This is a genomic window from Pantoea sp. BAV 3049 (genome assembly GCF_009765445.1).
Taxonomy (GTDB): Bacteria; Pseudomonadota; Gammaproteobacteria; order Enterobacterales; family Enterobacteriaceae; genus Erwinia.
Genome location: NZ_WHOY01000031.1, coordinates 3608 through 4176, shown reverse-complemented (window position 1 = coordinate 4176; position 569 = coordinate 3608). Strand labels below are relative to the sequence as shown.

Sequence of the window (569 nt, the reverse complement as noted above, 5' to 3'; positions counted from 1 at the left end):
GCACAGAAGGTATTGCAGTTTTCCGGGCATGCACATATACTCCCCGTACAGAGCAACAGCTTCTGTACAGTTTAAGTGGGCCCCGTTAATCTTCCGACTCGCCAAAGTTAAGAAAGATTATCGGGGTTTTTGCTTTTCTGGTCCCGGGTAGACACCACATCAGAACCAGTTCCCTGCCACCTTTCGGCGTGGCCAGCCAGTAATTTATTCAAACGATCAGTAATCTAGCATTCCATCGCCGGAGGTACAAGAATGTAAATATTTACGATTCTAATTTCCTGCGGCTCGCTTCAAGCTCAATGAGTTTTTCGATCATCTGAGCCTGAGTGATACCTTCTTCCTCAGCAAACTGAGCCAGTTTTTTTTTCAGGGAAGTGCGTATTACTGCATGAAATGCTTTATGCGTCGAACTTCTGCGGGCTAATGAGGCCTGCTGCCGCTCTCTTGCTGGTACCGGAGAGCCTTTCCTGTACTGACGCTTTTCTTTCGATGAGGAAGTTGCTGCATTTCCGGTCTGCGACATTTCTGCCTCCCTCAAGGATCAAACATGGATCGTTTCGCAGAAGATA

The 569-nt window shown here is 47.5% G+C and carries 1 protein-coding gene; it reads right to left on the bottom strand.

What is annotated here, in order from left to right; translation table 11 throughout:
• Positions 1-262: 262 nt before the first annotated feature.
• Positions 263-523: a replication regulatory protein RepA gene (gene repA, locus GSQ70_RS00720; protein ID WP_158780487.1), complete on the bottom strand. Its 261-nt coding sequence runs from the start codon at positions 521-523 to the stop codon at positions 263-265.
• Positions 524-569: the final 46 nt, after the last annotated feature.